The organism is Aquisalimonas asiatica (assembly GCF_900110585.1).
Classification (GTDB): domain Bacteria; phylum Pseudomonadota; class Gammaproteobacteria; order Nitrococcales; family Aquisalimonadaceae; genus Aquisalimonas; species Aquisalimonas asiatica.
In genome coordinates this window covers 565364-588010 of the sequence record NZ_FOEG01000002.1, presented here as the reverse complement: position 1 = coordinate 588010, position 22647 = coordinate 565364, and the positions used below count along the sequence as shown (strand labels likewise).

The following is a 22647-nucleotide window of genomic DNA, read 5'->3' as shown; positions in this document are numbered from 1 at the left end:
GCCGTGACGGTGCCGGCGTCCCGGCTGGAAATGCGCCCGTTCCACAGGTGGCATGTGGTTGACGATGGATAGATCGCGGTCTCCGGCAGAAATGCAGGCACTGGACGTGCCACCGACGGTGCTTCGGCCGCCGCAGAGCGGTGTCGAGCTGATCTCGCGCCCACACGTCTTCAAGACCATCACCGATCTGCCTCCCGGATGCATGGTCAAGGTCATGGCACCAGCCGGGGCTGGCAAGACGACGGTACTCAGCCAGGCGTATGAGCGCCTGCGTCGGGATGAAGTCGCCGTGGCCTGGCTGTCGGTCACCTCGCTGGCCAATGACTTCCACCGTTTCATGCTGCAGCTCATCGCGGCAGTGCGCACCGCGAAGCCGGATTTCGCCGCAACGCTGCCGTCGCTGCTCGAGAGCACAACGTCGCGCATGTATCAGGACCTGGCCATGAAACTGGCGCTGGCGTTCGCTCACGGGGTGGACAGGCGCCTGGTCGTGTTCGTGGACGACTACCACTGCATCGATTTGCCGGTCATTCATCAGACGCTGGCCATGCTGCTGGATCATCTGCCACCCCAGGTGTCGCTGGTTGTCGGATCACGCACCGAGCCCGACTTTCCGCTGGGAGCCATGCGGGCGAGTGGCCGTCTCGTGGAGCTGGGCTGGAACGAGCTGCGATTCTCCCGCGACGAAGCGGCCCGGTTGTTTCAGTTGCGCGGCTGCGATCTGTCGGCCTCGCAATTGCAGAGTGTCTACGACCAGACGGAGGGGTGGGCCACGGGCCTGCAGCTGGCGAGCCTGGATCTGGGCGCGGATGACACCTTGCGCGCCGGCGATCAGCCGCTCACCCGTCAGGCGCACGTTACTGACTACTGGCTGGACGCCGTGCTGCGGAGGCTGTCACCGAAGCTCCAGGATTTTCTGCTCCGCACCTCGGTGCTGGACGGAATGAGTCCGGGGCTTTGTGATGCGATCTGCGATACCGATGACAGTGCCGCCGTGTTGCAGGAGCTGGAGCGGCTGAATCTGTTCACCTTCCGCCTGGACGACGTCCAGGTGTGGTTCCGTTATCACCACCTGTTCCGGGAGTTCCTTTACACCCGACTACGGGACCGCCACCCGCAGCAGATGGACGCGTTGCATCTGGCCGCCAGCCAGTGGTTCGAACAGGAGGGGGCACTGGCCGAGGCCATTGATTTCGCCCTTCGCGGTAACGACCCGGAGCGCGCAGCCGTGTTGCTTGTGCCCTATGGGCGGGCGCTGTTCCGGAGTGGGCGGTTCAAGGAGCTGCGCCTGAGCCTGGAGCAGTTGCCTGAAAGCGAACTCACCGCATCGGCGGAGTTGTGCATCCTCAACGGCTGGTCCTACGCCTATGGCGGCGAGTTCGGGAGGGCGCACGCCTGGGCCGAAGCCGGAGCGGAAGCCGCGTTGCACGAGCCAAAGCGTGCAGCCTTCGAGGGTGAGATCGCGGTGCTTCTCAGCACCCTGGGGGTCATCCAGAACGACGAACCGAATCGCACCAGCCTCCATCCCGGGCTCATGGAACAGCTGGAGCACACCGACAGTTCGGTACAGGCGTTCGCGCACATCGCGCTTGGGTACGCCTACCGTTCGGATGGCCGGCTGGCTGATGCCGGTCACGAAATCGCTGAAGCGATTCGTTTTGCCGAGCGCAATGAGTGCTCGTTGATCAACATGCTCGCCCGCTACAACCATGTCGCACTGGCGTTGCTGCGGGGCGAGCGCGAGGTCGCCGAGAACAGTGCGCGCGGGAGTCTGCAGATCGCAACGGAACGCCACTGGACCGAGGGGATGGGGGCTGCGTTCGTACGGACGCAGCTGGGCGCCGTCCTGTACGAGGCAAACCGCATTGACGACGCGCTCACCGAACTCGACGCCGCCGTGGCCATCCTGCGTGCGACCGAGGCCTACGGTTTTCTCGGGGTTGCCCTGCTGATGCGGGCGCGCGCGCTATGGGCGGGAGGGCGTATGGACGCGGCTGCCAGTGATCTGCGTGACGCCGGCGAGATCGGCGAGAGTCGCCAGGTAGAGCGGGTGCGCTTCAAGAAGGCGCTTCTGGAGGCGCGCATGGCGCTCGCCGATGGACGAATGGCCAGGGCAAGGCGTCACCTGGACAGGGCGCGATCGCAGGTGCGTGAGCCAGGGGCCGGGGAGGCGTGGTCGGAGCACTTCGAGCAACTGAAGCTGGTGGAAGCACGGGCGGCGGTGGCCAGCCAGGACTGGCATGCCGTCTCGGCAGAGCTTGCCATCATCGCGACCAGCGCCCGCGACGCGGGGCGCTGGTATCACTGGCTGGAAGCGCAGGCACTGACCGTGGAAGTCAGCCTCGCCCAGGAGGAGGCCGATAGCGCCGCCGACGCCGTGCTCACGGAAGCACTTGCCTTCGCGGCCGAGGAGTCGCTGTGGCGTCCGTTCTTCCACGTGGGCCCGCGCTTGCGGGCGAGGGTTGCCCTGCTCGCCAAGCGGGGCAGTGTACGCGGGGCGGCGGAGCTGGATGCAGCCCTGGGGGCTCCGCGGCTTGCTGCCGCGCGGAGCCGCTGTGAGCCTCTGCATGCGCGGGAGACCCAGATTCTCGCGCTGGTGGCGGAAGGGGTGAAAAACCGTGAGATCGGTGCGCGGTTGTTCATCTCCGAGGAAACGGTGAAATGGTATCTCAAGAGTCTGTACCGCAAGCTCGATGTGGAGAACCGCACTGCCGCCGTCGCCCGGGCCCGGGAGCTGGGGTTGATGGAAGAAGCCTGACAGCCTCCCCGGACGCCCCGGGGAGGCGCGTGTTCACATGGTGCTCGGGAGCCAGGTCGTCAGCAACGGGAAACTGAACAGGATTGCCAGAGCTGCCAGTTCCATCAGCACGAACCAGCTGGAGCCGTGGAAGACCTTCTCCAGTTTGACGTCATCATCCAGCCCCGCGATGACGTAACAGTTCAGCCCCACCGGTGGCGTGATCAACCCGATCTCGCACATCTTCACGGCCAGAATGCCGAACCAGATCGGGTCGAACCCGAGCGCGACCACGGTCGGGAACATGATCGGCATGGTGATCACGAGCATGGAGAAGGCGTCCAGGAACATCCCCAGGGGCAGGAAGATGAGCAGGAAAAGGAAGATGATCACGAGCCCCGGCACCGGCAGAGTCGCGGCGAACTCGGAGAGCATCTGCGGCAGTTGCACCAGGCTCAGGAACAGGCTGAATATCGCCGCCCCGACGATGGTCATCATGATCATGACGGTGGTGGACAGGGCGTCCTGGCAGGATGTCCAGATGCTGCGCAGCTTCCCCCGGGTTCTGGAGACAAGCAGCATCAGCAGCGCCGCCAGTGCGCCCACCGCCGCAGCCTCCGTCGGCGTGAAGACGCCGGTGTAGATGCCCCCCAGTACGACGACGATCAGCACAAGCAGCGGCCATGCACCAACCAGGGAGACCAGGCGCTCCTTCCAGGGGGTGCGCTCGGACACCTTGCCCAGTTCCGGCTTGAGCTTGCTCAGCACCCAGATGCCGCCCAGGAAGATGACGGTGGAGAGAATCCCGGGGATGACGCCCGCAAGCAGCATGGCGCCGGCGGAAACCTGGTTGATGGCGGCATAGAACACCAGCAGCACGCTGGGCGGAATCAGCACGCCCAGCACACCGCCTGCGGCGATGGCACCGGTGGAGAGCCGTTGATCGTAGCCCGCCTTCTTCATCTCCGGGAGGGCAATCGACCCCACGGTCGCTGCGGTGGCGACGCTGGAACCGGATGTCGCCGAGAAGCCTGCGCACGTGAGCACGCTGGACATGGCCAGCCCTCCGGGCCAGTGACCGACCCACTTTCGCGAGATACCGAACAGGGCGCGCCCGACTCCGGCATGGTGCGCGAAGTTGCCCAGCAGAATGAACAGCGGGATCACGGTCATGAGATAAACCGCGGTCTCCTGGTACGTGAGCGTGCGCAGGGTGGAGTAGATGTAACCGAACCCCTCCGTGGCGAAAATGCCCAGCAGACCGGAGATGCCCAGGGCCGCGAATACCGGGAATCCGACCGCCATCAGAATGAACAGCAGGGGGATGACAATGATGATTGCGGTGACTGGCTCAAGCATGGGGAACGTCCTGTTGCTCGGTCGGGCGTCCGGTGTTCATTCGGCCTCCCCCCGCCAATGCCTCCACGGCGCACTTGAGCATCTGCAGGCTGGCCAGCCAGAGACCGAGGGCGACGATGATCTTCACCCACCAGACCGGCATGCGCACGACGCCCCAGCGGAACTCCCGGTCGAGGGTCGAGTGATAGGCCTCCTGGGTTGCCGGCGCGGCGATGAGCATCAGCAGGATCGCGGTGGCGATCCAGGCGAACGCCTCCAGGCCGGCCCGCGCCCGGGGAGGTAGCCGGTCAACAAGGAGTGTCACGCGGATGTGCTTGCGGCCCTGCTGTGCCCAGCCCAGGCCGAACATGACGCAGACCACCATGGCCAGTTCCGCCATTTCGAACACACCGGGAATGGAGTTGCCGAGGAAGAAGCGTGAGGCAACGTCCGAGCTGGTCCCCACCATCAGGAACAGCAGAAAGGCCATGGCGATCACGCCCGTCACCCAGGCGAAAAGGGTCTCGAATCGGTTCAGGAGATTCACGGCGCACCTTCATTCTTTCGGCAATGAAACCGCCCCGGAGCGCGTCAGGCGCACCGGGGACGGGTTGCTCACGATCAACCCCGGGCCTGGTAGATCTCGTACGGTGTCTTGAGATCGCCCTGGCCGTCGTGCCGGTCAATGGCCTCGCGCACCACTTCCTGCATGGCATCGCCGTCGATGCCATTGGGTTCGGCAACCTCTGTTTTCCATTGCTCCACCTGCTCGGGCTGGACAATATCCCGGGCCCGTTCCTTCTCCTCCTCGGACCAGGTGGCGAACTCGGCGCCGTCTTCCAGTGCGGTCTCCACGGCCTGCTCGGCAGCGGGTTGATAGATCTCGGCGAGCTTGCGTTCGTACAGGTCCGCCGCCACCTCCTCGAACAGCGTCCGGACCTCTTCCGGCAGTGACTCCCATTCCCGCATGCTCATGACCGTGGCGGCGGGCGCATGGGGGCCGTCACCCATGTCGGTGAAGTGCGGGGCGATCTCGTGGAGCTGGTAGCTGACGGCGGTCACGAACTCGAAGCCGGCAGCGCCGTCGATGACGCCGCGCTCCAGGGAGGTGTAGACCTCCGGCGCTGCCATGGGCACCGGGGATCCTCCCAGGCGCTCGATGGTGTCATTCATGACGCCGTAGGCGCGGATGCGCTTGCCACGAAGATCCTCGACGGAGTTGATGGGCTCCCGGGTGACCAGCGGTGCGTGGTACCAGTTCGTCCAGTACAGCACCTTGGCGCCGTGGCGTTCTTCCCACTCCTGGCGAAGGGGGGCGAAGTTCTCGTAGACATCGCGGCAGACCAGTTGCAGCGCATCGGCCTGGGACATGCGGTAGTACCACTCCAGGCCGCGGGTCGCCGGCATGGACGATTCGTAATAACCCGGCGAAATCAGGGACATCTGGCTGCGGTTGTCGCGCACTGCCGGCAGGTGGTCGCCCACGCCGTGCAGCGACGCCGACCAGTACTGGCTGAAGTCGATGGCGCCTTCGGAGCGGCGCTTGATCTCCTCCATGAACCAGGTATCGAGCTGCGAGGGAATGGCCTGCTGCGAAATGTAGGACGCCCAGCGCATGTTGCGGTCGTTGCCGGCGAGCAGGGACAGGGGCACGCTGCTGAGGGCGATGGCCCCGCCGACGGACGCGCCGGACAGTTTCAGAAAATCTCGTCTTTGCATGGTCGTACTCCTCCAGTCGGTCTCTTTATGGTCGTATTGCGGGGGCTAGCGGGCGCGCTCCAGAACGCTGGCGTAGTTCGCGACGGCCACGCCCCCCATGTTGAATACGGCCCCCAGCTGCGGTGATGCCACCTGCATGTCCCCCGCTTCACCGGTGAGCTGCTTTGCGGCCATCACGTGCATGGAGACGCCCGTTGCGCCCACGGGATGCCCTTTGGCTTTCAGCCCGCCGGACGGGTTGACGGGCAATCGCCCATCCGCCGTCACCCAGCCTTCCTCGATGGCGCGGCGGCCCTGGCCCTTCGGCGTGAGGCCGATAGCCTCGTAGATCATCAGCTCCGCGATGGTGAAACAGTCATGGACCTCGGCGAATGACAGGTCGTCCAGGCCAACACCAGCCTGCTGCATGGCCTGACGCCAGGCATGGGCCGCGCCTTCCAGTTCGGTGAGATCGCGCCGGGCCATGGGCATGAACTCCGTGGCCTGTACGCGGGACCGGAAACCCACCGCCCGCCGGGCACTGGCCAGGCCCGATGCGTCGGAAAGCACCACGGCCGCCGCGCCGTCGGAGACCGGCGAGCAATCCGTGCGACGCAGGGGAGCGGCCACCACCGGGTTCCTGGCGGACTCCGTGTTGCAGAAATCGAACCCGAAGTCGTTCTGAAGGTGGGCGTAGGGGTTGCGCGCGCCGTTGTGGTGGTTCTTGGCGGCGATCCTTGCCAGCACGTCACTGTGATCACCGTAGGCGTCAAAGTAGGCCCGGGCGATGCGTGCGAAGACCCCGGCGAAGCCCAGGCTGGTCTCCACCAGGTCGCTGCGGCGGTAACTGGCGCCGAGCAGGCTGTCTGCAACCTGGGCCGCCCCGGCATCGGTCATCTTCTCGACGCCCACGACCAGAACGCGGCGGGCGGCGCCACTGGCGAGGTGGTTCAGCCCCTGGTGCAGGGCGGCGGAACCGCTGGCACAGGCGTTCTCGACCCGGGTAGCCGGCTTGAAGCGCAGCCGCTCGTCCACCTGCAGCACCAACGGCGCGCAGAAGTCCTGAGGGCTCATCCCGCTGTTGAAGTGGCCGAGGTAGATGGCATCGATCTCGGCCGCGTCAACACCGGCATCCTCCAGCGCCTCGCGTGCAGCCTGGACAATCAGTGACTCGATGTCGCTGTCGGTATGTTTTCCGAAGCGGGTATGTCCCCAGCCGATCATGTAGTGGTCCACGGTGACCTCCTGATTTGGTGCGCGCCGCCCGGGTTAGTCGGTCCCGGGCCGCAGCCGTTCGCGCAGGGTGTTCTTGACGATCTTCCCGTAGGCGTTCTTCGGAAGGTCGTCCACGAAGAAATACTCCTTGGGGCGCTTGAAGCGCGCGATCTTCTCCAGGCAGAGTTGATCGAGTTCCTCGGGTGTGACGTCTCCGCCGTCGGTGGCGACCACGAAGGCCACCACCACCTCGCCCCACTCCGGATCCGGGCGGCCGACCACGGAGACTTCGAATACGCCGGGGTGGGTCAGCAGCACGTCTTCGACTTCCTTGGTGTAGATGTTGGTGCCGCCGCTGATGATGACGTCCTTGGAGCGGTCCTTCAGATACAGCAGGCCGTATTCGTCCATGCACCCGCGGTCACCCGTGTACAGCCAGCCATCGACGACGGCCTCCCGTGTGGCCTCGGGGTTCTGCCAGTAGCCGCTCATTACCGTATCGCCGCGCACGATGATCTCGCCGACCTCGTTGGCCGGTAGTGTCGCGCCGTCGTCGCCGACGACGCGCACGTCCACCACGGCATTGGGCATGCCGACGGATGCAAGCTGATGTGCATGCTCGGGCGTGTTGCAGCGGGCGTGGAGTGCCCGTGACTTCGCGGTGATCGTCATGGGCGTCTCGCCCTGACCATAGATCTCGACCAGCCGGTTACCGAACACGTCCAGCGCGTCACGCAGATCGGCCAGGTACATGGGGCCCCCGCCGTAGATGATGTTGCGCAACTCGGTAGTGTCCGCGCGCCGTTCCCGGACCTTCTGGGTGAGCCGCTTGACCATCGTCGGTGCGGCGAAGAAGGACACGCTGCGGTGTGTGCCCAGGAGGTCGCAGATCTCGTCCGCGTCGAACCCGCCGCTTTCCGGAATGATCTGCAGAGCCGCGGCGGAGACGTGGGGGAGCACGTAAAGCCCGGACCCATGCGACAGAGGCGCTGCGTGGAGAATGCTGTCACCGGGGGCGACGGACTCGACGTCCATGAAGTAGCCGTAGTTCATGGTGATCAGATTGCGATGGGTGAGCATGGCCCCCTTGGGCGTGCCCGTGGTTCCGCTGGTGTAGAACAGCCAGGCGGCATCGTCGGAGGCGAGGTCCGCGACCGGGACCGGCACCGTATTGAACCAGTCCGCGAATGTCGCCGTGCCCGTATCGATGACGTGCTCCAGCGTGGCAACATCATCGGCGATGTGATGGACCGTCTCGGCCAGCCCCGGCGTCGTGAAGCAGATGCGGGCGCCGCTGTGGCCGAGGATGTACTTCAGCTCCCCGCCTGACAGCTTGGCGTTCACCGGGACGACGGTGATGCCGGCGTGCCAGGCGGCGAAGAGGATCTCGAGGTACTCCGGGCTGTTCTTCATGAACAGCGCGATACGGTCCCCCTGCACGAGCTCCGCCTGCGAGCGAAGGGCGCCGGCAAGTGCGGCGCACCGCCGCGAGAATGACCCGTAGTCGTGCAGGATCCGTTCACCGTGAGCAATGGCGGGCTGCGTCGGAAACGTACGGCCCGCGCGCTCCAGTAGCGACGCAAGGTTCAAACCACTCCCCTCCAGAGTTCTGGCGTGCAAGCCTTTCCGGCTTTCGGTATGGACTCAGGCTAGAGGGGCAGGGTGAGATGACGCACCCCCCGAAAGGGGGGACAATCGCCATGCGAGCAGGCATGCTCTGCGCCAGGGAGTGCAGGGCATGGGTGACTAACCGCGCAGGACGTTGGACTCCTTCTGGAACTTTCTCGCCTCCCGCAGGAGTCGTTCTTCCAGGGTTTCCAGCTCCCGGGGGTCGTTGTGGTCGGTCCCTTGCGCTTCGCGCCGCTCCAGTTCGGCGTCGATGCGTTCGAGCAGGGTGCGCAGGGCGTCATCGGGCCAGGCTTTACGGTCGGAGAACCGATGGGACGTCGGTTTCGGCATGCAGTCCTCTCGGGATTCGGGTTGCGACAATTCGGGGTATACGTCACGTCGTGCCGCATGCGGCGCCACGATCAGTTTATGGGTATCGTCCCTGACCGTTTCAAGGACCATTCAGTTCCGAATGGTGCCGGGGCAGGGAGTGGTTTGCAGGAGAGTCGAGACAGCGATGGATGGGGATGACACCAACGCGGCCACGGTGGAGCCGGAGGCCGGAACGACGCCCCTGAGCGACGCCGAGCGCGACGCCATGCGCAGCATGCTTGATGACGTGCGCGGCAAGACCGACGGGTTTCGCTCGCGCCGGGCACAGCTGCAGATGATCGCCGACGTGGCGCGCATCCTCACGGGAGACGCTGCGCCGGAGCCCATCGGGCTGATCGAGGCGCAGACCGGCACCGGCAAATCCCTGGCCTATCTGATTCCGGCCATCGCCCTGGCCCTTCACAGACAGCGCAAGGTGGTGGTCTCCACCCGCACCGTGGCGCTGCAGCAGCAGCTCGTGGATCGCGACCTGCCTGCGCTGGTGGAGGCCGCCGGGCTCGACATCACCTTTCGTATCGCCAAGGGCCGCGCGCGCTATGCCTGCCCGTACCGCATGGAGCAGTATCTCGGGGATGTGGCCCAGGGGACGCTGTTCGAGGACGATGATGCGGCCGGGGATGACGGCGAATCGCTGGCCGCAGTGACCGCCGTGATCCAGTCCATGGATGACGCCCTGCGTGCGGAGACATGGAGTGGCGACCTGGATCACTGGCCCGAGCGCATCGATGCATCCGTGAACCGCCGGATTACCGTGGATCAGCACCGCTGTCTCGGCAGCAAGTGCCCGAAGTTCAGTGCCTGTCCCTACTTCACCGAGCGCAACCGGGTGCGTGACGCCACGGTGGTGGTCGCCAACCACAGCCTGGTGCTGAGCGATGTCTCCCTGGGCGGTGGCACGCTGCTGCCGCCCCCGGAGGACACCTTCCACATCGTCGACGAAGGCCACAACTTCGCCGAGGTGGCCACGGGCCACAACAGCTTCGATCTGGATGGCAAGGCCGCCCGGGAGATGCTCGGCGGGTTGTCGCGCGACGCCCGCGACGTGGCCGAGTCCGCCATGCCGGGCAACCGCGTCGAACCCACGGCCCGCAAGCTCGCCGAGAGCGGTGGCGAGGCGCACGCCGCCCTGCGCGACTTCGCCCACGCGGTGGATCGCCACCTGCGTGACCACGGTGAACGCCGTGGCGACGGCGCTCTCTACTGGCTGCTGGATGGCGAGGCGCTGCCGGACGACATCACCACCACCGCCGATCAGCTCGCCGCCACCGCCCAGGCGCTCACGGGGGCCGTGGAGACATTGCAGGCGGGGGCCCAGTCCCGGATCAGCAGCGGCGAGCTGTCACCGGCCCAGGGCACCCAGCTGCAGGAGCGCATCGGTGCGCTGCTGACCCAGCTCGAGGGTATCCAGGGTGTTGCCCGCGCCTACGCCCAGCCGGATCCGGCCGATGCGCCGCCGGTGGCGCGCTGGGCCACACTCGGCAGCGACGGCGTCAACGCCTACGCCTGCCCCACATCCGCCGCGGCCTGGCTGCGCGGGCAGTTCTGGTCGAAGGTGGCGGGAGCGGTGGTGACGTCCGCCACCCTCGCGGCCGGCGATGACTTCACCCGCACCCGCATCGGCCTGGGGCTGCCCCGGGAGGCGTTCGAGCGGCAGCTGCCGTCGCCGTTCGACTTCCAGCGCATCAGCCGCCTGAACATCGTGCGCCTGCCCGCCAGCGCCGCACAGCGGGACGCCCACATCGAAGCCGTCATCCAGGAGCTGCCGCATCGCGTGGCGCTGGAGGAGGGCACGCTGGTGCTGTTCACCGCGCGCCGGCAGATGGAGCGCACCGCCGAGGCCCTGCGCGAGACCTGGGGCGACGCCCTCATCTGCCAGGGTGACGCCTCCCATCATGAAGTGCTGCGCCGGCACCGGGCGCGCATCGAGGCGGGCCAGGGGTCTGTCCTGTTCGGTCTGGCCTCGTTTGCCGAAGGGGTGGACCTGCCCGGTGCGCAATGCCGGCACGTGGTGATCACCAAGCTGCCGTTTGCCGTCCCCGACGGCCCGGTGGACAAGACCTACTCCGACTGGCTGGAGAAGCGCGGCCGCAACCCGTTCATGGAAGTGGCCATCCCCAACACCGCGATCAAGCTCAAACAGCAGTGCGGCCGGCTCATCCGCAACGAGGATGACTACGGTACCGTGACCCTCATGGACGAGCGCGTGCTCACCAAGCGCTACGGCCCGCTGCTGCTCGCGGGGCTGCCGTTCCCGCGGCAGGTCGAGTCAGGGGGCGGCGGTGGCTGAGTGGGCCGTGGTTCATCGGACGCCGGTTGACGAAAGCCCGGTGCACACGCCCCGGGCACGGTGCGTTGTTGCCTGTGACCGGCTGAACCTCGGGCGCGCCAGCCCGGACGCGTGCTGACCCCGGAGGGCGGATGCTGCTCTACTATCTGGACCTTGCCGGTGTGGCGGTATTCGCCGCGAGCGGTGTGCTGGCCGCCCGGGATCGGGAGCTGGACCTGTTCGGGGTGATCATCGTGGCCACGCTCACGGCCATCGGAGGCGGGACGCTGCGCGATCTGCTGCTCGGACACCACCCCATCTTCTGGATCGTCGACAACTGGTATCTGATCACCATCGTCGCGTCCGCGCTGGCCACCGTGGCCTACCTCGCCCTGCGCCCGCCGCCCGGCATGCTGTTTCTCGTGGCCGACGCCTGTGGCCTGGCGCTGTTTGCCATGTCCGGTGCGAAACTCGCGCTGGAAGCGGGGCTCTCGCCGCTGATCGCGGTCATCATGGGGACCATGACGGGTGTCGTCGGCGGGATGCTGCGCGACGTGATCACCGCCCGCGTGCCGCTGGTGCTGCAGAAGGAGATCTACGCCACCGCGGCCATGGCCGGCATACTGGTCTACCTGGTGCTGGATGCGCTGGGGGTTCCCGAAACGCCGGCGTTCACCACCGGCGTGGCGGTGGTGATTACCCTCCGGATCATTGCCATCCGCTGGGGGCTGAATCTGCCGTCGCTGCCGCACAGGCGGCCAAAATGAAGCTGGTTTGCCCGTGTCGGCCGCCGGACGTTCGGAACGGGTGCGACTCTGATAAGCTGGCGGTTCGAAACGGATCATCCATCCATGCCCAGCGAGCCACAGGCACGTCGGACAGGTATGCCGTGCGGCATGCCTGTCCGGGTCAGGTCATTTGAGGAAGCCATGTCTACGCAGCCACCGATCGTCATTTCCGAAACCGATCTTGATCGCCTTGAGCGCCTGCTGGAGACGGCGGCGCGCGACAAGCAGCCGGGTGTCACGGAGCTGGAGCGGGAGTTGGAGCGCGCCGAGGTGGTGGCGCCGCAGGACGTGCCGGCGACCGTGGTGACGATGAATTCGAGGGTCCGGTTCCGGGAGGTGGTGTCGTCGGAGGCGTTCGAGATGACGCTGGTCTACCCGAAGGACGTGGCGTCTGATGGCTCCACCATTTCCATCCTCGCACCCGTGGGCAGCGCGTTGCTGGGGCTCGCTGAAGGCAGCGAGATCGAGTGGCCGAAGCCGGGTGGCGGGACCCTGCGCGTTCGTATCGAGGAGGTGATCTACCAGCCGGAGCGCGCGGGCGAATACCACCGCTGAGCCGTCGCCTCAGCCGCCGAGCTGTCGCATCGCCTCCCGCCAAAGCCCGGTGACGTGATCCGCCGCCGGTTCGGTGGTCGCCATCGCGGCCGCCTGTCCCGCCCATGCCTGCATGCGGTGGACGTCATTGGCGTCGGAGCCGGCCTGCTTCATGGGGCCGGTGAGATGGCGCTGGACCGGGTAGGGCCGTGCCGGCGGCGCCGTAGGCGCGGCCATGGTCTGTGCGAAATCCGTGGCGATGGCGCGGGCCGCACGCCCGGTCAAGGCGCGGGTCAGCATGGTGTCCTCCGGCTCCAGACCGCTGAGCGCGTCGGCCCAGCTCGGGTGGGTGGCGGCTTCGGGGCAGCGCAGAAAGCCGGTGCCAATGACCACCGCGCTGGCGCCGAGCGTGAGCGCCGCGGCAATGCCCCGACCATCGCCAATGCCGCCGGCCGCGATGACCGGGATGTCCAGGTGGTCCGCCAGACGCGGGACCAGCGCAAACAGCCCCACGGTCTGACGCTCCCCTGCAGCCGGGTTGAAGGCGCCGCGGTGCCCGCCGGCTTCCGCGCCCTGGGCGATCACGGCGTCCGCGCCGGCGGCCTGCGCTTCCTTCGCCTCCCCCAGCGTGGTCGCTGTCGCGAACCAGCGGATGCCGTGCTCTTTGCAGCGCTGCACGAATGCGGGCGGGAATACGCCCATGATGGATGACACCACCGTGGGTCGGGCCTGGAGCAGTGCCTCGCACTGGGCATCGAAATCGGGCAGGGGCGTATCCGCGGCGGAGGCCGGGACCTCGGGCCCCCAGTCGGCGAGAAACGCCCGCATCCGCGCCTCGGCCTCGGCATCCCGGTGCGGGGGCGGGTCCGGAATCCACAGGTTGAGCTGGAACGGCCCGTCGCTGCCGGCGCGGAAGCTGTCTGCCCACGACTGGATGGCGTCCGGCGACGAGACAAGCGCGCCCATGGCGCCCATGCCGCCGCCGTTGGCCACGGCAACGGAGAGCCCGACGGGGCAGGCACCGGCCATGGGTGCAAGCAGGATCGGCGCGTTCAGGCCGTAGGCATCACAGAAGCGCTCTGTGCGCTGGATCGGGGATGTGTTCATCCGGAGTCCCTCAGTCGCTGGAGACAGGTCTTACCCACCCGTTGCAGATGGTCGATGTTGCGACCGTTCCACACCTCCCGGGCGCGCGCATGGCTGTCTCCGTTCCCGTGTGTGTGATGACTGTAGCCCAACGTCACCTGTTGTTTCACGTCGTCCGGCCTGATGCCGAGGTGGTTCACGGCGCGCGAGGCTGTTCCGTCAGCGTGACACTCCGGGTGGAGCACCTCACAACACCTGGCAGATGGGTGACACAGTATCCACCCCGCCGTGGTGGGTTCGGTGTCTGTAACCGTCTGAACCAGAGCGAGGTTCTTTTCCTGGCACGGGGTGTGCTTTTCACCTCCCGACTTCGTTGCAACAAACCGCTTCGTGACACAACACAACGAGAAGCTCAGGAGGAGAGTATGACATTCGAACAACCCGGACAGCCCGGCTCGGTGGTGAGTTTCAAGGCCCGCTACAGCAACTTCATCAACGGCGAGTGGGTCGCCCCCGTCGCAGAGCAGTATTTCGAGAACGTGAGCCCCGTCACCGGAGAGGGGTTCTGTGAGATTCCGCGGTCCACGGCGGCGGATATCGACAAGGCACTGGATGCCGCCCACGGCGCGAAAGATGCCTGGGGCAGTGCCTCCTATGCCGAGCGTGCCAATGTCCTCCTGAAGATTGCCGATCGCATCGAGAACAATCTGGAGATGCTGGCGGTTGCCGAGACCTGGGACAACGGCAAGCCCGTGCGCGAGTGTCTGGTAGCCGATATCCCGCTGTGTGTGGACCACTACCGCTACTTCGCCGGTGCCATCCGTGCCCAGGAAGGTGGTATCAGCCAGATCGACGACAACACCGTCGCGTATCATTTCCACGAGCCGCTCGGTGTCGTGGGGCAGATCATCCCCTGGAACTTCCCCCTGCTCATGGCGACCTGGAAGCTGGCTCCCGCCCTGGCCGCAGGCAACTGCGTGGTGCTCAAGCCCGCGGAGCAGACCCCGGCGTCGATCCTGGTGCTCATGGAGCTGATTCAGGATCTGTTGCCACCGGGCGTGGTGAACGTGGTCAACGGCTTCGGCCTGGAGGCGGGCAAACCCCTGGCCACCAGCAACCGCGTGGCGAAGATGGCGTTCACCGGTGAGACCACCACCGGTCGCCTCATCATGCAGTATGCGTCCGAAAACCTGATTCCGGTGACCCTGGAGCTCGGTGGCAAGTCTCCGAACATCTTCTTTGATGACGTCTGCGACCAGGATGATGCGTTTCTGGATAAATGCGTCGAGGGCGTGCTCATGGCGGCCCTGAACCAGGGGGAGGTCTGCACCTGCCCGTCGCGGGTACTCATCCAGGAATCGATCTACGACACGTTCATGGATCGGGTGGTGGAGCGCTGGGGCCGGATCAAGCAGGGCAACCCCCTGGATCCGGAGACCATGATCGGTGCCCAGGCCTCCTCGGAGCAGTTGGAGAAGATCCTGAGCTACATCGACATCGGCAAACAGGAGGGGGCCGAGGTGCTGGCCGGCGGCAAGCGCAAGACGGTCGACAACTTCGAGAACGGCTATTACGTGGAGCCGACCATCTTCAAGGGGCACAACGCCATGCGGGTATTCCAGGAGGAGATCTTCGGTCCGGTGGTGTCGGTGACCACCTTCAAGGATGACGCCGATGCCCTCGCAATCGCCAATGACACTCTCTACGGTCTCGGCGCGGGTGTCTGGACCCGGGACGCCAATCGCTCCTACCGCATGGGTCGCGGCATTCAGGCCGGCCGCGTATGGACCAACTGCTATCACCTCTATCCGGCCCATGCCGCGTTCGGCGGCTACAAGCAGTCCGGTATCGGCCGCGAGAACCACCGCATGATGCTGGATCACTACCAGCAGACCAAGAACATGCTGGTGAGCTACGATCCCAGCCCAATGGGCTTCTTCTGAGACTGGCCGGACCAGTGGCGGGGGCTGCCCCGCTGCTGGTCAGTGGAGGTGATGATGGCTGCAATCGTCTCGCGTGTCACAGCCACCGATGCGGCGCTGGAGTTGATCGCGACATTGCGCAGCAAGCACGGCGATCTCATGTTCCACCAGTCTGGTGGTTGCTGCGATGGCAGCGCGCCCATGTGCTATCCCCTGGGCGAGTTCCGGGTGGGCGGATCGGACGTCAGGCTTGGTGAGATCGGTGGCTGCCCGTTCTACATGAGCGAATCCCAGTTCGAGTACTGGAAGCACACGCAACTGATCATCGACGTGGTGCCTGGCCGGGGCGGCATGTTTTCCCTTGAGGGGCCTGAAGGTCTGCGATTCCTTACGCGTTCACGTCTCTACACCGACACGGAGTGGGCGTTACTGGACGATCAGCCCGTTCCGCGGGGAGATTCCTGAAACGGGGGGTGACCGGATCTGAGCCGGCAACCGGCGTTGGAGGAGCGTTGACTCCTCCCTTTTTATTTCCGGAGAGGTGTAGTGGATGGATCATTACAGGCGGGGACTGCCGTTGCTAGCATTTGCCGTTGCCTCTGCGGTGCTGCCATTGACCGCCAGGGCCGACCAGGGGGCCCGGCTCGAACCGGTGGTCGTGACGTCCCCGCGCCTTGAGCGGGACCTGCATGACACGCCCGCGGCCGTGGGCGTGGTTGACGTGGAGGAGATCCAGCAGGGTCGCCAGCAGCTGCAGCTGGACGAGTCCGTCAATCGCGTGCCCGGGGTGTTCTTTCAGAATCGATACAACTTCGCGCAGAACCTGCGCCTGTCCATTCGTGGTTTTGGCGCCCGGGCGCCGTTCGGTGTCCGCGGCATCCGCATTCTGGTTGACGGTATTCCCGAGACACTGCCGGACGGCCAGTCCCAGGTGGATGCCATCGATCTGCAATCGGCCGAGCGTGTGGAGGTGATCCGAGGGCCGTCATCGGCGCTGTATGGCAATGCGGCGGGCGGAGTGGTGGACATCCGCACCATGGACGGGCCAGCCGAACCCTACGCCGAACTGCTCGGCACCATGGGCAGCTACGGCTTCCAGCGCTACGGCGTCATGGGCGGCGGGGAGCGCGGACCGTGGAATGCGCATATCAGTGCCTGGGACATGCAGTACGACGGTTACCGGGAGCAGAGCCGGACGGAGAAGCGTCTGGTCAACGCCAAGGCTCGCTACGACTTCGATGCCGACCGCAGCGTGACAACGGTGTTCACGGCCCTGGATCAGCCGGTAGGCCAGGACCCCGCGGGCCTGAGTAGAGATGCGGCACGGGAAGATCCCCGTCAGGCCCGTGATAGTGCCAGGAACCTGGACGCCGGGCAGGAGGTCGAGCAGCAGCGCATTGGCGTGATCTACCGCGACGGCGAGAGTATGCAGGGCGAATGGACGGCGCGGGCCTTCTACACGAACCGCGATTTCCGCCAGCAACTCCCGACCACGTTCATCCCGAGCCTGATCGCGTTTGATCGGGACTATTACGGGGCCGGCGCCGACTACACCGATCGCTACACGATTCTCGGTCGACCGGCCACGTATACCGCGGGTACGGAAATCGCGCATCAGCGCGACGACCGTCAGCGCGACGAGGTGGACCAATCCGGGAATCCCACGAACCGGACTCAGGACTCCATCGAGACCGCCACGTCTGCGGGGGTCTATGGCCAGACGGACATCGCCCTGCCCGCTGGCATGGATCTGACCCTGGGTGCCCGCTATGATCGGGTGCGTTTCCGCGTTCGCGACCGGCAGGAGGGCGGCGCCGCCTCCGGTACCCGCAATTTCGACGAGTTCAGCGCCGTTGCGGGCCTTGGGTATCAGCTCACCGCGGATCACCGGCTCTACGCGAACGTCGCCAACTCGTTCGAGACACCGACGTTTACCGAGTTCTACGATGCCACCTCGCCGGAGGAAGGGTTCGATCCGGGGCTGGATTCGCAACGGGCCACCAACGTGGAAATCGGCCTCAAGGGTTTCCTGGGAGCGCGTGCACAGTACGATGTGGCCGTGTTCCGGGTCGATACCCGGGATGAGATCGTCGTGACCGGGTCCGAGGACAATGCCAACGAGTTCGGCAACGCCGGTCGTACCCGGCGCGAAGGCCTCGAGGCGGCGATCGAGTTCTTCTTCACACCGCACCTTTCGCTCTCCGGCGCGTATACGGCATCCCGGTTTCGTTACCGCGATTTCGAAGACGATGGCGAGCAGTTCGACGGTAACCGTCTCCCGGGTCTGCCTGATCATCAACTATTCGGCGAGCTTGCCTGGCGTGATCCCGGTGGTGTCTATGCCATTGTCGATGCCCTGATCGTTGACAGCGTCTACGCTGACAGCGGGAATCAGGATCGGGTGTCAGGCTACGGCGTCGTTAACGCGCGGGTCGGTACCAGGCAGACCACGCGCACCGTGGAGCTGGAGACGTTCGTCGGGGTCAATAACCTGACCAACAAGGATTACTTCAGCAACATACGCATCAACGATAACGGCCGGAACTACTTCGAACCGGCACCGGAGCGGAACGTCTTCGCTGGCGTCCGCGCCCGGTTCTGACGCCGTGTTTCCGTGACAGTGTGCTGCCTTGTCTCGACGCGCCCGGCATGCATGCCGGATCGCGCGTACGGGGCGGTCCCGGTGGCGAGAAACAGCAAGGGTGAGCACGGCGAAGAGCAGCTGTGGCCGCGTGATCAGGGACACGGGTCAGGCTTCCATGACACCGGCACGAATGGCGAGACGGGCGAGGTCCGCGGCGCTGTCGGCGGCGAGTTTCGTGCGAATCAGCGTGCCGTAGTTGGCGGCGGTCTTGTAGCTGATGCTCAGGGTTGCGGCGATGTGCGCAACTTTTTCGCCGGCGGCAAGACGGCGGAAGATCTCGAACTCCCGTGGCGAGAGCGCGGCAAGGTCAGGGTCCGGGCGGAGCGTGGTTTCACCGCCGTGGTCCACGTCCGGGCCGAGGAACCGATGCCCGTCCAGTACACGCGTGACTGCGGTGACGAGGACGTCCGGGGCGCTTGCCTTGGTCACGTAGCCGGCAGCGCCGGCGTCCAGCGCCTTGGTCACGAAGCTCGGGCTGTCGTGCATGCTCATCACGAGGACTCGCTGGTCCGGTCTGCGGCCCCGGATTCGGGTCAGCGTTTCCAGGCCACTGATCCCGGGCAGCGAGAGGTCCAGCACCACAAGCGCGAAAGGGCGGTCCGCGCAGAGCCGGCAGGCCTGCTCCCCGGTCCCTGCCTCCAGAACCTCGCGGCATGTCCGTGCCTGCTCCAGTAGCCGTCGAAATCCGGCGCGAACCACCGCATGGTCGTCCACGAGGAGGAGGTTGCGCGCGTGGTCGGGAGTCAGCCTCGCCATGATGATTCTCCGGGTCGGGGCCCACACCCAAGCAAGACGGGTGCCATGGGGGGATCTCCGCCATCGCCGCGCGCTTTCCGTTCACGTCCTGGTGACACCGTTACAGCAGGGTGACAGTCCGTCACGCGCAGTGTGACGTTCCCGGTGCACTTGCCGCGGCCACCCCTCGTCCGCCAGGGCGGGCGCGGCCTGCTGAGCCCGCGTGCCCTGCAGGTTCGCTGTCCGGGCATCAACGGTGGCACCTCTCTTGCAAAGCCCCCCTTGCGACGCCCCCTCAATGAGGCGCACGTGGCGTACCAATGACAAGAAAGTATCCCGATTGTGGAGGAGTACCGACCATGAAGCTTTTGCGGAATGACCTTGCGGTGACCGGCGGTTCGTCGTCAGCACTCGTTCTCGCCGCGGCCCTCGTCAGCGGCTGCGCCGCGGCGGAGACCGCTGGCGCCGATGGCACCAACGGTGTCACCCAGAGCATGATCAACAACGATCACGCCCATAACGACCGTATCACCAGCTATGGCATGGGGCCCCACGGCCAGCGTTACAGCACGCTCGAGCAGATCAACCGCGACACGGTGGGTGATCTGACCCCGGCCTGGGCGTTCTCCTTCGGTGGCGAGCAGCAACGCGGCCAGGAAAGCCAGACGCTCGTCTACGACGGCAAGATCTTTGTCACCGGCTCCTACTCCCGCATGTGGGCTCTCGACGCCGAGAGCGGTGAGCTGATCTGGTCCTACGAGCACCGGCTCCCGGATGGCATCTCCCCGTGCTGTGACGTGGTCAACCGTGGTCCCGCCATTTATGACGACCTGGTGATCTTCGGCACGCTGGATGCGCAGCTCGTGGCCGTGGACATGGAAACCGGCCGCGTGCGCTGGCGCGACGAGATCGCCGACTACCGCGAAGGCTATTCCTATACCGCGGCCCCCATGATTGCCAACGATCTCCTGATCACCGGTAACTCCGGTGGTGAGTTCGGCGCCGTGGGCGAGGTTCAGGCGCGTGACCCGCGTACCGGCGAGATGGTATGGAGCCGTCCCGTTGTCGAGGGGCACGTGGGCATGCTGCCGGATGGCTCCGACAGCATGACCGGGGAGAAGAACGCGACCTGGGAAGGCAATACGTGGGAGCAGGGCGGCGGCGCGCCCTGGCTTGGTGGCACCTACGATCCCGAGCTCAACCTGGTGTACATCGGCACCGGCAACCCGGCGCCCTGGAATGCGCACTCCCGTCCCGGCGACAACCTCTACACCTCCGCGACGGTCGCCCTGGACGGCGATACCGGCGAGATTGTCTGGCACTACCAGACCACGCCCAACGATCACTGGGACTACGACGGCGTCAACGAACTGGTGCTGTTCGATTACGAGGACGAGAACGGGGAGGTGGTCAAGGCCGGTGCCAAGGCGGACCGCAACGGCTTCTTCTATGTCCTGGACCGTGAAACCGGCGAACTGCTCTCTGCAGAGCCTTTCATTGACAACATTACCTGGGCCGATCGCATCGACTCTGACGGCCGACCGGTGGAGACCGGCAACCGCCCGGGCAATCCGGCTGAAACGGACGGGGACCGGGGCGAGTCCGTGACCGTGGCGCCCGCCTTCCTCGGTGGCAAGAACTGGTCTCACATGTCCTACAGTCCCCGGACCGGCCTTTTCTATATCCCCGCCAACGAGTGGGAGATGGAGATCTGGAACGAGCCGGTCACGTACCGGCGCGGTGCTGCCTACCTGGGCGCCGGCTTCACGATCAAGCCGATCTATGACGACAAGGTGGGCGTGTTACGGGCCATGAACCCGCGCACCGGCGAGATCGAGTGGGAAGTCCCCAACCCGACGCCGATGTGGTCGAGCACCATGGCGACCGCCGGGGGGCTGGTGTTTGCGGGGACTCCAGAGGGATTCATCAAGGCATACGACGACGAAACCGGCGAGGTCCTGTGGCAGTTCCAGACCGGCTCCGGCGTCGTCGGTCAGCCTGCGACCTGGGAAATGGACGGCAATCAGTACCTCTCCGTGGTTTCCGGCTGGGGCGGTGCGGTGCCGCTCTGGGGTGGCGAGATCGGGCCGCTGGTCCGGCATATCACCCAGGGCGGGATGCTCTGGGTCTTCAAGCTGCATCAGTCCGCTGACCTGGCAAGCCACTAACGGAATGCTCCGGCCACCGGTCCCGGCCGGGCCGGTGGCCGCTCGACCCCGAGGAGTCTAGAGATGACACGACCGACCAACACGCTTGCGTTATTTGCCGCCGCGCTGCTGGGTGCCATCGCGATCGGCGTGGTGTACGGCCACGGAGACGTGAACCCGCAACCCGTTGAAACGGAGGGGTTGCCGGAGCTGGACGAGCGCAAACAGGAGAACCCTTACAGGGAAGCCGGTGGAGATGTCTACGAGACGGCCATCCGCATCGGTGAACGCGGCTACCAGGCCAACTGCGCCGCCTGTCACGGCCTCGGCGGTGTATCCGGCGGCATTGCCCCGGATCTGCGGCTGCTGGAGCCCGGTTTCGACGATGAGTACTTCATGAGCAAGGTGCTCGACGGTGCCCGTGGTATGCCTGCATTCGACGGCGTGCTGGATGACGAGGCCATCTGGGCCATCAAGTCCTGGCTCGACACCATGCACGAAGACGCCATGGAGGAACGTTATGGACGCTAAATGGCATAGAGCTGCCGCGGGTGTCATGGCGTCGGCCCTGCTGCTTGCGGCGCCGGCTTCGGCGGAGCGCATGGAACAGATACGGGAGTCCGGGCGCATCAAGATTGCGCTCTACAACGACTTTGCACCGTATTCCTGCGAAGCCCGGGATGGCGATCTCACCGGCGTTGACGCGGTCCTTGCGCGGGCTGTTGCGCAGGAGCTGGGTCTCCAGGCGGAACTGGTGGGCTTCGGCGCCGACGACAGCATGGATGCAGACATCCAGCAGCTGCGTGAGGACCAGGAGTACGACGAATGGCGCAATCCTGACAGGCGGGACCGGGCCCCGGACCTGATGATGCACGTCCCGGTGGACCCGGTCTTCGCCGACCGCAACCCGGAGTTCCAGTTCTTTGCCCCGTACTATCACGAGGACATGGCAGTGCTCTATGACCGTGACGAGATCGGTGATGTGCCCGACGTGGTCAACACGCCGGAGCCGTTCGAGGGCAGCCGTATCGGCGTGGAGATGTACACCCTGAGCTACATCTTTCTGACCAACGGGTTTGACGGTCGTCTACGCGAGACCACGGTCAACCACAAGAGCGTCTCGCTGGCGGTGGAGTCCCTGCTGGAAGGCAGCGTGAGTGCCGTCATGGCGCCACGGGGCGAGTTGCAGAGTGCCCTGGCGAGTTTCCCGGAGGTTAACGGTGCCCTGGGCATGAGCACGCTCGCGGACCTGTTCCGGACGGACCGTGTACGCAGCGAGTGGGATGTGGGTGTCGCGGCGCTGGACGGTAACCCGGAACTGGTCCGCGAGGTGGAGGCTGCACTGCAGGCGCTGCGGGATAACGGCACCCTTGAGCAGGTCTTCGCCGACTACGGCATCCGCTGGGTGGCGCCGGGTGGATCCGGGTTGAAGGCCATGTCGGGCGGTGATGGCCCGGTGGGCCTTACCCGTCAGGGGCTCGATGCCGAGCAGCTGTGCCGGAAGCACGTGCCTGCCGGGCTACTGTAATGGACGAG

General features: G+C 65.7%; 18 protein-coding genes. 10 read left to right on the top strand and 8 right to left on the bottom strand.

The genetic code is table 11. The annotated features are described in order from the left end of the window. Positions 1-64: 64 nt before the first annotated feature. A complete protein-coding gene (locus BMZ02_RS07430; protein ID WP_245753982.1) occupies positions 65-2758 on the top strand; it encodes a winged helix-turn-helix domain-containing protein in 2694 nt (897 codons plus the stop codon). A gap of 33 nt (positions 2759-2791) precedes the next feature. Here BMZ02_RS07430 and BMZ02_RS07425 read toward each other — a convergent pair whose 3' ends face one another. The 6 genes from BMZ02_RS07425 to BMZ02_RS18970 form a co-directional block, all read right to left on the bottom strand. Next, a complete protein-coding gene (locus BMZ02_RS07425) occupies positions 2792-4096 on the bottom strand; it encodes a TRAP transporter large permease (RefSeq protein WP_091641520.1) in 1305 nt (434 codons plus the stop codon). Next, the gene (locus BMZ02_RS07420) at positions 4089-4622 is read right to left on the bottom strand and encodes a TRAP transporter small permease (protein WP_216110737.1); all 534 of its coding nucleotides are present in this window, start codon (positions 4620-4622) and stop codon (positions 4089-4091) included. The genes BMZ02_RS07425 and BMZ02_RS07420 overlap by 8 nt, the downstream gene beginning before the upstream one ends. Positions 4623-4696: 74 nt before the next feature. Then, positions 4697-5794: a C4-dicarboxylate TRAP transporter substrate-binding protein gene (locus BMZ02_RS07415; RefSeq protein ID WP_091641517.1), complete on the bottom strand. Its 1098-nt coding sequence runs from the start codon at positions 5792-5794 to the stop codon at positions 4697-4699. A gap of 45 nt (positions 5795-5839) precedes the next feature. Beyond that, a complete protein-coding gene (locus BMZ02_RS07410; RefSeq protein WP_091641515.1) occupies positions 5840-7009 on the bottom strand; it encodes an acetyl-CoA acetyltransferase in 1170 nt (389 codons plus the stop codon). A gap of 33 nt (positions 7010-7042) precedes the next feature. Beyond that, positions 7043-8578, bottom strand: a complete 1536-nt coding sequence (locus BMZ02_RS07405; RefSeq protein ID WP_091641512.1) for an AMP-binding protein — start codon at positions 8576-8578, stop codon at positions 7043-7045. A gap of 156 nt (positions 8579-8734) precedes the next feature. Further along, positions 8735-8947, bottom strand: a complete 213-nt coding sequence (locus BMZ02_RS18970) for a hypothetical protein (protein ID WP_171909847.1) — start codon at positions 8945-8947, stop codon at positions 8735-8737. Positions 8948-9113: 166 nt separating this feature from the next. Here BMZ02_RS18970 and dinG point away from each other — a divergent pair, with 166 nt between their 5' ends. From dinG to rnk, 3 genes are all read left to right on the top strand, one after another. Then, positions 9114-11276: an ATP-dependent DNA helicase DinG gene (gene dinG / locus BMZ02_RS07400; protein WP_171909846.1), complete on the top strand. Its 2163-nt coding sequence runs from the start codon at positions 9114-9116 to the stop codon at positions 11274-11276. Positions 11277-11407: 131 nt separating this feature from the next. Further along, positions 11408-12022: a trimeric intracellular cation channel family protein gene (locus BMZ02_RS07395; protein WP_091641507.1), complete on the top strand. Its 615-nt coding sequence runs from the start codon at positions 11408-11410 to the stop codon at positions 12020-12022. Positions 12023-12184: 162 nt separating this feature from the next. Beyond that, on the top strand, positions 12185-12598 hold the full coding sequence (rnk, locus tag BMZ02_RS07390; protein WP_091641504.1) for a nucleoside diphosphate kinase regulator: 414 nt from the start codon (positions 12185-12187) through the stop codon (positions 12596-12598). A 9-nt stretch (positions 12599-12607) separates the two neighbouring features. Here rnk and BMZ02_RS07385 read toward each other — a convergent pair whose 3' ends face one another. Beyond that, positions 12608-13684 (bottom strand): NAD(P)H-dependent flavin oxidoreductase, encoded by a 1077-nt coding sequence (locus BMZ02_RS07385; RefSeq protein ID WP_091641501.1) that lies wholly within the window; start codon positions 13682-13684, stop codon positions 12608-12610. 404 nt (positions 13685-14088) lie between these two features. Here BMZ02_RS07385 and adh point away from each other — a divergent pair, with 404 nt between their 5' ends. The 3 genes from adh (at position 14089) to BMZ02_RS07370 (ending at position 18187) form a co-directional block, all read left to right on the top strand. Next, positions 14089-15606, top strand: coding sequence for an aldehyde dehydrogenase (gene adh / locus BMZ02_RS07380; RefSeq protein WP_091641498.1), 1518 nt, complete (start codon positions 14089-14091; stop codon positions 15604-15606). Between the two features lie 54 nt (positions 15607-15660). Beyond that, positions 15661-16050: a DUF779 domain-containing protein gene (locus BMZ02_RS07375; protein WP_425425069.1), complete on the top strand. Its 390-nt coding sequence runs from the start codon at positions 15661-15663 to the stop codon at positions 16048-16050. Between the two features lie 85 nt (positions 16051-16135). Then, on the top strand, positions 16136-18187 hold the full coding sequence (locus tag BMZ02_RS07370) for a TonB-dependent receptor family protein (protein ID WP_091641493.1): 2052 nt from the start codon (positions 16136-16138) through the stop codon (positions 18185-18187). A 147-nt stretch (positions 18188-18334) separates the two neighbouring features. Here BMZ02_RS07370 and BMZ02_RS07365 read toward each other — a convergent pair whose 3' ends face one another. Continuing rightward, positions 18335-18985: a response regulator gene (locus tag BMZ02_RS07365; protein WP_091641490.1), complete on the bottom strand. Its 651-nt coding sequence runs from the start codon at positions 18983-18985 to the stop codon at positions 18335-18337. 338 nt (positions 18986-19323) lie between these two features. Between BMZ02_RS07365 and BMZ02_RS07360 the strand changes: the two genes are divergently transcribed. From BMZ02_RS07360 to BMZ02_RS07350, 3 genes are all read left to right on the top strand, one after another. Beyond that, positions 19324-21132 (top strand): PQQ-dependent methanol/ethanol family dehydrogenase, encoded by a 1809-nt coding sequence (locus BMZ02_RS07360; RefSeq protein WP_091641487.1) that lies wholly within the window; start codon positions 19324-19326, stop codon positions 21130-21132. A gap of 63 nt (positions 21133-21195) precedes the next feature. Beyond that, the gene (pedF, locus tag BMZ02_RS07355) at positions 21196-21642 is read left to right on the top strand and encodes a cytochrome c-550 PedF (RefSeq protein WP_091641485.1); all 447 of its coding nucleotides are present in this window, start codon (positions 21196-21198) and stop codon (positions 21640-21642) included. Further along, positions 21632-22639 (top strand): substrate-binding periplasmic protein, encoded by a 1008-nt coding sequence (locus BMZ02_RS07350; RefSeq protein WP_171909845.1) that lies wholly within the window; start codon positions 21632-21634, stop codon positions 22637-22639. Before pedF ends, BMZ02_RS07350 begins: the two co-directional genes overlap by 11 nt. Positions 22640-22647 lie beyond the last annotated feature (8 nt).

Bases quoted from the DNA above. Each gene is read 5' to 3' on its own strand.
- rnk (WP_091641504.1), top strand. From the start codon at position 12,185: ATGTCTACGCAGCCACCGATCGTCATTTCCGAAACCGATCTTGATCGC.
- BMZ02_RS07415 (WP_091641517.1), bottom strand. From the start codon at position 5,794: ATGCAAAGACGAGATTTTCTGAAACTGTCCGGCGCGTCCGTCGGCGGG.
- BMZ02_RS07350 (WP_171909845.1), top strand. From the start codon at position 21,632: ATGGACGCTAAATGGCATAGAGCTGCCGCGGGTGTCATGGCGTCGGCC.
- adh (WP_091641498.1), top strand. From the start codon at position 14,089: ATGACATTCGAACAACCCGGACAGCCCGGCTCGGTGGTGAGTTTCAAG.
- pedF (WP_091641485.1), top strand. From the start codon at position 21,196: ATGACACGACCGACCAACACGCTTGCGTTATTTGCCGCCGCGCTGCTG.
- BMZ02_RS07360 (WP_091641487.1), top strand. From the start codon at position 19,324: ATGAAGCTTTTGCGGAATGACCTTGCGGTGACCGGCGGTTCGTCGTCA.
- BMZ02_RS07385 (WP_091641501.1), bottom strand. From the start codon at position 13,684: ATGAACACATCCCCGATCCAGCGCACAGAGCGCTTCTGTGATGCCTAC.
- BMZ02_RS07425 (WP_091641520.1), bottom strand. From the start codon at position 4,096: ATGCTTGAGCCAGTCACCGCAATCATCATTGTCATCCCCCTGCTGTTC.
- BMZ02_RS07375 (WP_425425069.1), top strand. From the start codon at position 15,661: ATGGCTGCAATCGTCTCGCGTGTCACAGCCACCGATGCGGCGCTGGAG.
- dinG (WP_171909846.1), top strand. From the start codon at position 9,114: ATGGATGGGGATGACACCAACGCGGCCACGGTGGAGCCGGAGGCCGGA.
- BMZ02_RS18970 (WP_171909847.1), bottom strand. From the start codon at position 8,947: ATGCCGAAACCGACGTCCCATCGGTTCTCCGACCGTAAAGCCTGGCCC.
- BMZ02_RS07370 (WP_091641493.1), top strand. From the start codon at position 16,136: ATGGATCATTACAGGCGGGGACTGCCGTTGCTAGCATTTGCCGTTGCC.
- BMZ02_RS07395 (WP_091641507.1), top strand. From the start codon at position 11,408: ATGCTGCTCTACTATCTGGACCTTGCCGGTGTGGCGGTATTCGCCGCG.
- BMZ02_RS07430 (WP_245753982.1), top strand. From the start codon at position 65: ATGGATAGATCGCGGTCTCCGGCAGAAATGCAGGCACTGGACGTGCCA.
- BMZ02_RS07365 (WP_091641490.1), bottom strand. From the start codon at position 18,985: ATGGCGAGGCTGACTCCCGACCACGCGCGCAACCTCCTCCTCGTGGAC.